This is a genomic window from Acidovorax sp., from assembly GCF_046339755.1.
GTDB lineage: Bacteria > Pseudomonadota > Gammaproteobacteria > Burkholderiales > Burkholderiaceae_C > Acidovorax.
Genome location: NZ_JBKDTZ010000326.1, coordinates 22039 through 29084, shown reverse-complemented (window position 1 = coordinate 29084; position 7046 = coordinate 22039). Strand labels below are relative to the sequence as shown.

General features: G+C 61.5%; 6 protein-coding genes. 3 read left to right on the top strand and 3 right to left on the bottom strand.

Annotated elements, in window-relative coordinates; all coding sequences use genetic code 11:
- Positions 1 to 364: 364 nt before the first annotated feature.
- The 3 genes from ACK59X_RS29030 to ACK59X_RS29020 are packed head-to-tail and all read right to left on the bottom strand — an operon-like array spanning position 365 to position 3709.
- Positions 365 to 1627 carry a type II restriction endonuclease gene (locus tag ACK59X_RS29030; RefSeq protein WP_179684627.1) on the bottom strand — a complete coding sequence of 421 codons (1263 nt, stop codon included), beginning with the start codon at positions 1625 to 1627 and terminating at the stop codon, positions 365 to 367.
- Entirely contained in the window at positions 1620 to 3026 is a 1407-nt protein-coding gene (locus tag ACK59X_RS29025; RefSeq protein ID WP_409962009.1) for a heavy metal sensor histidine kinase, read from the bottom strand. Before ACK59X_RS29025 ends, ACK59X_RS29030 begins: the two co-directional genes overlap by 8 nt.
- A complete protein-coding gene (locus tag ACK59X_RS29020) occupies positions 3023 to 3709 on the bottom strand; it encodes a heavy metal response regulator transcription factor (protein ID WP_057267489.1) in 687 nt (228 codons plus the stop codon). Before ACK59X_RS29020 ends, ACK59X_RS29025 begins: the two co-directional genes overlap by 4 nt.
- A gap of 144 nt (positions 3710 to 3853) precedes the next feature.
- Between ACK59X_RS29020 and ACK59X_RS29015 the strand changes: the two genes are divergently transcribed.
- The 3 genes from ACK59X_RS29015 to ACK59X_RS29005 are packed head-to-tail and all read left to right on the top strand — an operon-like array spanning position 3854 to position 7035.
- Positions 3854 to 4171, top strand: coding sequence for a hypothetical protein (locus tag ACK59X_RS29015; RefSeq protein WP_409962007.1), 318 nt, complete (start codon positions 3854 to 3856; stop codon positions 4169 to 4171).
- Positions 4168 to 5604: a TolC family protein gene (locus ACK59X_RS29010; RefSeq protein ID WP_179684624.1), complete on the top strand. Its 1437-nt coding sequence runs from the start codon at positions 4168 to 4170 to the stop codon at positions 5602 to 5604. The genes ACK59X_RS29015 and ACK59X_RS29010 overlap by 4 nt, the downstream gene beginning before the upstream one ends.
- A gap of 18 nt (positions 5605 to 5622) precedes the next feature.
- Positions 5623 to 7035, top strand: coding sequence for a multicopper oxidase family protein (locus ACK59X_RS29005; RefSeq protein ID WP_409962005.1), 1413 nt, complete (start codon positions 5623 to 5625; stop codon positions 7033 to 7035).
- Positions 7036 to 7046 lie beyond the last annotated feature (11 nt).

Genomic DNA, 7046 nt, shown 5'->3' with positions numbered 1-7046 from the left:
GTGGTGGTCAATGCCTGTTTCATTGCGTCCAGGAAGCCGTCTTCCGCCGCTCCTGGTGCTTTGGACGCGGACTTTCCCAGCGCACCGACAGGCAGCAGCGCATCCAATGGCTTTGTCGTGACGTTCATGGCGGGGCTTTCGTGGTTGCGAAGAAGACGCTATCGAGAGCTCTCTCGGAGATCACTGCCAACGCGAAACCACATGGTAGAAGCCGGCGCCGGAGCCGTAGCGTGCATGACGCAAGACTCTACCCGCCAATCCCTACGGTTGGGATTACAGGAATTTCATCTTCCCGACAGCGCAGCAAAATGCCGCCGCCGTGTGGCCCGGCGACACGCGCTCTCGCTGGGGCACAGGCGCAGGCTCACAGTCGCTGCGAGATCTCCAGCAGCGGTTTGATGCTGGAGCCGAAACGGCTGATGGACGTGTGGTGCAGTTCAAGCTGGCTGTAGGGCAAGTAGCGGATGCCCAGTTCTGACACCCGGGAGAAGGCGGGTCTCTTGAGCTGTTCAGCCACCTTGTCTCGGCGGTTGTCCGGGGCCACCAGAAAGAGCGTGCACTTGTCGGCGACCGGTGTTCCAAGGGCCAGGTCCAGCATCCGCACGATGCCCGAATAGATCGATGTCGTATGCTCGACCTCAAATGCGGCCGCAACCATTGAGGACTGGGGATCAAGCCACACGACGTCAATCAGGCGCACCGACTCCAATCCTCCGCCGGCAATCGCTGGCAATTGCACCAGGCATCCGTCCCCCAAAAGACCGCTGCCATGCACACGCCCTCGGTCGTTGGCTGCGATCCATACATCAAACCCCAAAGACTTGCCCAAGTCGCGTAGCAACGCCTGGACCCCGGTATGGGTTGCATCGCTCTCGCTAGCCAAGGACAGCTCTTTTTGCAATGCAGTGGATTCCTGCCGAACACGCAGGAGATCGTCCTGCCAGAGCGCAGCTGCCGCCGCATCCATCGCCGCCGGGGGCGCGGCATACCTGCCGCTGCCGATGTCGAACATGAAGCCTGCAATCGCACCGAGATCGTTGGAGAGTTTCAGGCGGTACTGCTCGTTCAGGCGCAGCAGGCCTTCCCGCATCGAAAGGTAGTGGTCCCAGCGTCCCAGCTTCACGCGCCCTGCGGTGACGGCATTGAAGCCGTTGACAATGGCGGTGTTGAACGGAGTCACCAACGTGGGGTGAATGAAGTACAGCAGGTTCGCGACTGCAGGGCCCAGGCCCTTGATGCCCATCGCATCAATGCGCTGGATGGCCGCCACCACGTCTTCGGCGCAATCGCACTGATCGCAGGCATGAAGCAGATCAGCGAACGCGCGTTGGTTGCTGGCGTTCTCGTAGATGTCCGGAATGCGCAGCTTGGGCTTCCACAGAAACGCATGGTCTGCGCCCTTGAAGATCTGGCGCTGTTCCGCGACTGAGCCTACGATGGTCTCCAGGGAGGAGCCGCGATAAGCATTTCCGAACGTCCCCGCATGGATATCCTGCACGACCTGTGCAATGCCACGGCGGATAGAACGGAAATTCTTGATCCGCTGGTCCCATAGAAACCAGGTGTTGTAGGTGCTGCTCGGGTCTTCCTTCCAGCAGTCGATGAGTGTGCCAAGCGAATCATGCATTGGTGGTCTGGTGCTTGCCAATGCTGTGGGCACTGGGAAAGTACATTGAAAAGCATGTCTTGCCGCTATCCGAGCTCACGGAGATTCGGCCGCGGTGTGCATGCACGATCGCCTGGGTGATGGACAGGCCCAGACCCGAACCCTCGGAGTCCAGTTGTTTGCGTGACTTGTCAGCCCTGAAGAACCGATCAAACAGGCGGGGAACCATCTCCCCATCGATGGCCGGCCCGCGATTGACCACATCCACCGTGGTTCCGTGAAGGTCGCCCGTGATTTCAACGAGTACGGTTTCACCCGGTGGTGTGTACCTAACCGCATTGGACAGAAGGTTGCTCAGGGCCCGCCGCAGCATCAGCCGGTCGCCAGAGATTTCCGCAGCACCGAGCAGCTTCAGATGCACCTGCTTTTCTTCTGCTAACGCCTCGTAGAAGTCAAAAAGCGCTTGCACCTCCGCATGTACCGCGATCTTTTCCGTGCTGGGCAGGATGAGTCCGTGGTCGGCCTTCGCAAGGAACAACATGTCCGCGACCATCCGCCCAAGGCGCTGGTATTCCTCTGCGTTGGAGGCAAGGATGTCGCGGTACTGTTCGGGCGTGCGGGACTGGCCCAGCGTGACTTGCGTTTGCGTCATCAGGTTGTTGATGGGCGTGCGCAGCTCGTGGGCCAGGTCCGAGGAAAATTCAGAGAGGCGATCGAAGTCTTCCTTCAAGCGGCGCAGCATTTCATTCAAGGTCGTCGCAAGATCAGCCATCTCGATGGGGAATTCCTGGCTGGGCATGCGCTCATCGAGCCGCTTGGCCGTGATAGCCATGGCGCGCGAGCGCATGGCGCGCAAGGGTGCCAGCCCGTTCTTGGCAGCCCACCACCCAAGGACGCCCGCCACCAGGGTGGCCAAGGCCACGTAGACCGCCAGCACCCGGATCAAGTCGTGCATGAAGTGCTTGTGGTGGGCCGTATCCAGCGCCACACTGACCTGCAGCGGCGCATCACCGCTCCCAGAGGCAGACACTGAGTCGTACATCCCACGAACATTTCTGGTTCCTGCCTGCCAAGCCGCAACGCCCAGGCGCGCGCCACGGGTCATTTCCGCAAGGTTGTCGGGAAACTCAAACCCGGGTGTTGAATAAAGCGCTTCGCTGCCGCGTGTCACGCTGACAAACAGACCCTCGTGGCTGTGCAGCACCTCGTCCAGGCGAGTCTGCAGGTCCTGAGGGGATTTGGACTTGCCGATCACTTCCCGCATGAGATGGATCTTGTCGCGCAGGGCGTCGCGATCCAGCTCCACGAAGTGCCGGTCAATGGAGACGGCGACCAAGGCTCCCAGGCCGATGAGAACGAATGCGGAGGCGAGTGTAAAAAAGACCGTCAGTCGCGTCGTCAACGAGTACGGTGCGCTCACGGGCTCTCCTCAGGCGCCTCAAGCACGTAGCCCATGCCCCGCACCGTCTGGATGAGCTTGGTGTCGTAAGCGTCATCGATTTTGGCCCGCAACCTGCGCATCGCCACCTCGATCACATTGGAATCGCTGTCAAAGTTCATGTCCCACACCTGCGAGGCGATAAGGGAGCGCGGCAGGACCTCTCCATGGCGGCGCATAAGCAGCTCCAGCAGCCCGAACTCCTTGGCGGTGAGGTCAATGCGCTTGCTGGAACGGCTGACGCGCCGGCGCAGCAGATCGAGTTCCAGATCCGCTACCTGCAGCACGGTTACCTCGGTCCCGCTGCGCCCGCGCCTGAGGATGGTTCGCACCCGCGCGAGCAGTTCGGCAAACGAGAACGGCTTGACCAGGTAGTCGTCAGCGCCCAGCTCAAGGCCTTTGATGCGGTCATCCACATGGTCCTTGGCGGTCAGGAAAAGGACGGGCATTTCCAGGCCGTGGCGCCGCAGGCTCTTCAGGACCTGCCAACCATCCATCCCCGGGAGCATGACATCCAGGATGACCAGGTCGTAGTCGCCTTCCTGCGCCATGTGAAGGCCATCGACCCCGTTGTGCACCAGATCGGCATTGAAGCCCGCCTCGCGCAAGCCCTGGCGCAGGTATTCACCGGTTTTGATTTCATCCTCTACGACCAATATCTTCACGGGAGGCTCCCTTGACCTGTTGAGGCGAGTGTGCCCGCTGATTCCCGCCTTTCCTGAACCTAACAAAGATGTAATCCACTTGTTATGTCGGCGGCAGCAAGATGTTCGCACAATGCATCCATCACGAAACGCATTGGTGAATGTATGAAAAATCCTTGGCTTTCACGAACTACCTTAAGCCGCTGGCTGGCTGCCGCGCTTGTAGTGCCCTCGCTGGCATTCGCACAGATGCCAGAGTCGGGGGCCACGAAGGTGGACTACCAACTCTCCTACCGATCGGCCTTGTCGGGCTACGAGGCCTACAAGGAGCAGCCTGTCCAGTCCTGGAGGGAGGCGAACGACAAGGTTGGCGAGATCGGTGGATGGCGCGCCTATGCCAAAGAGATGCGCCAGACGGCGCCTGAAGCCAGTCAGTCCCAGCCTGCGCAGGGCCATGGCGCCCATGGTGGAGGCAAACAATGAGCCGCCCACTGCGTATGCCACGCGCCAAACTCGTTTTTACCGTGGCCGCCGTCGCGGTGTTGTCCGGGTGTGCCAGCGTGAACCTGGAGCAGAGCCTGTCCAGCGCCAACACGACTACGGCAGGTTTCACGGACGGCAAACTCACGCTGGCCCGCGACAAGTCGGAGCAGGATGCCTTGCGCCAGCGGGCCTCCGATCTGCTGAGCAAGCCGCTCGGACAGAAGGAAGCCGTGCAACTGGCGCTGGTCAATAGCCCGTCGATGCAGGCCATCGTGGCCCAAAGCTGGGCCGATGCCTCCACCGCGGCCCAGTCCGGCCGCATTGCAAATCCTATCCTCACTCTGGAGCGGGTTCGCCTGGGCAGTGAAACCGAGATCGGCCGGCTGCTGTCCTTTGGCCTGTTGGATCTGTTGACTCTGCCCATGCGCAAGGGAACTGCGGAACTTCGGATCAAGCAGGCCCAGTTGCGCCTGAGCAGCGACGTGGTGGACCAGGTTACGCAGGTACGCCAGGCCTGGGTGCGCGCTATCGCGGCCCAGCAGACACTCGCCTACACCCAGCAGGTCTTTGCCAGCGCCCAGGCGAGCGCCGAACTGGCCAAGCGCCTGCAGGCGGTCGGGAACTTTAACAAGCTCGATCGTGCGCGCCAGCAGGCGTTCTACGCGGACACCGCGACCCAGGTGGCCAGCGCCCAGCACCAGACCACGGCGGCCCGGGAAGAATTGGTCCGCCTGCTGGGCCTGGATGACAGCCAGGCTGCCATGCTCAAGCTGCCTGAGCGCTTGCCCACGCTGCCCAAGGAGCCGCTGTCGGCCCAGGATGCAGGCCGCCAGGCTTCCCAGGGCCGCCTGGACCTGCAGATCGCCAAGTCGGAATATGACGCGGCTGCTCGCTCGCAGGGCTGGAACACGGTCATGTCGTTCACTGACATTGAGCTGGGAGTGCGGCGCGATTCGGTGTTTGACGCGGCTGAGAACACGAAACAAACCCGGCGTGGATTCGAGATCAGCCTGAGCCTGCCCATTTTTGATTGGGGCGGCTTGCAGCGCAACGCGATGAGTGCCCAGACGCTGGCTGCGGCCAATCGCGTAGAGGCTACCGCCAGGGCGGCCGGCTCCAATCTCCGGGAAAGCTACTCCGCCTACCGCACGGCGTATGACGTCGCGCGCCACCACCGCGACGAGGTGATACCGCTGAGAAAAACCATTTCCGAAGAAAACCAGCTTCGCTACAACGGCATGCTGATCAGCGTGTTCGAGCTGCTGGCCGACTCCCGCGACCAGGTGAGCTCGGTGATGGCGGCGCTCAATGCCGAGCAGCAGTTCTGGCAGGCAGAAGCGGCCCTTCAAGCCTCCCTCATCGGCAAGCCCACGAGCGCTGGCGTTGCCAGCGGCGGCGGTGCAGCCGCCGCAGAGTCCGGTGCAGGCCACTGATCCCAAAAGGAAACCAACATGAGTTCGAGAAGAGATTTTTTTCGCTTTGCAGGTATCGCCGGCGGGGCAGTGGCGGCAGCGAGCGTGAGTCGGGTGGCAATGGCGGCTTTGCCGGAGCCGGTCTTTCAGACGAGTCCAGACACGATGGCGCCATTGGTGCCCAACTCCGGGCGCCCGTACAACCCCGTGGTCACCCTCAACGGCTGGACTTTGCCCTGGCGCATGAACCAGGGCGTCAAAGAGTTCCACCTGGTGGCCGAACCCGTGGTGCGAGAAATGGCGCCCGGCTTCAAGGCCCACTTGTGGGGCTACAACGGCCAAAGCCCTGGCCCCACCATCGAAGTGGTGGAAGGCGACCGCGTGCGCATCTTCGTGACCAACAAGCTGTCCGAGCACACCAGCATCCACTGGCACGGGCAACGACTGCCCAATGGCATGGATGGCGTGGCCGGCCTGAACCAGCCCGCCATCCAGCCGGGCAAGACCTTCGTCTACGAATTCGTTGCACGCCGCCCGGGCACGTTCATGTACCACCCGCACGCCGATGAAATGACGCAGATGGCCATGGGCATGATGGGTTTTTGGATCACCCACCCCAAGGCTAAGCATCCACTGATTGACGAGGTGCAGAGGGATTTCTGTTTCCTGCTCAGCGCCTATGACATCGAGCCTGGCGCAGCGACGCCCAAGGTTGCAGAGATGCTCAATTTCAATCTGTGGACATGGAACAGTCGCATCTTTCCGGGCATCGACTCTCTGAACGTGCGCCTGAACGACAAGGTGCGCATCCGGATCGGCAATCTGACGATGACCAATCACCCAATGCACCTTCACGGGCACGAATTTTTGGTTACAGGCACCGATGGTGGCCCCGCGCCAAAAAGCACCCGTCTCTATGAGGTGACCACGGACGTGGCGGTAGGCCAGATGCGCCAGATCGAATTCCTGGCGGACGAAGAAGGCGACTGGGCCTTCCACTGCCACAAGAGCCACCACACCATGAACGCGATGGGGCACGACATTCCCACCATGATCGGCGTGGACCACCGGGGGGTGGCCAAGAAGATCAACAACCTCATTCCCGACTACATGGTGATGGGTGAGCGCGGCATGGCGGACATGACGGAGATGGAGATGCCCATCCCCGACAACACCATTCCGATGATGACGGGCGAAGGCCCCTTCGGGTCGGTCGAGATGGGCGGCATGTTCAGCGTCGTCAAGGTACGCCGCGACCAAAAGCCAGGCGACTACAAGAACCCTGGTTGGTACAAGCACCCCGAAGGCACGGTCGCCTATGAGTACACCGGGCCGGTGGCGGAGCCAGCCCGCTTCAAGGCCGAGGGAGGACAGTCCATGCCGCGCAAGGAAAAGTCCGCCTCCGACACCGTCGTCAAGGCCAGAAAGCCCTCGTCCCATAGCGGGCACTGAAAACCCATCTC

Excerpts from the sequence above, each read along its gene's own strand:
- ACK59X_RS29030 (WP_179684627.1), bottom strand. The coding sequence starts at position 1,627 with ATGCATGATTCGCTTGGCACACTCATCGACTGCTGGAAGGAAGACCCG.
- ACK59X_RS29010 (WP_179684624.1), top strand. The coding sequence starts at position 4,168 with ATGAGCCGCCCACTGCGTATGCCACGCGCCAAACTCGTTTTTACCGTG.
- ACK59X_RS29015 (WP_409962007.1), top strand. The coding sequence starts at position 3,854 with ATGAAAAATCCTTGGCTTTCACGAACTACCTTAAGCCGCTGGCTGGCT.
- ACK59X_RS29005 (WP_409962005.1), top strand. The coding sequence starts at position 5,623 with ATGAGTTCGAGAAGAGATTTTTTTCGCTTTGCAGGTATCGCCGGCGGG.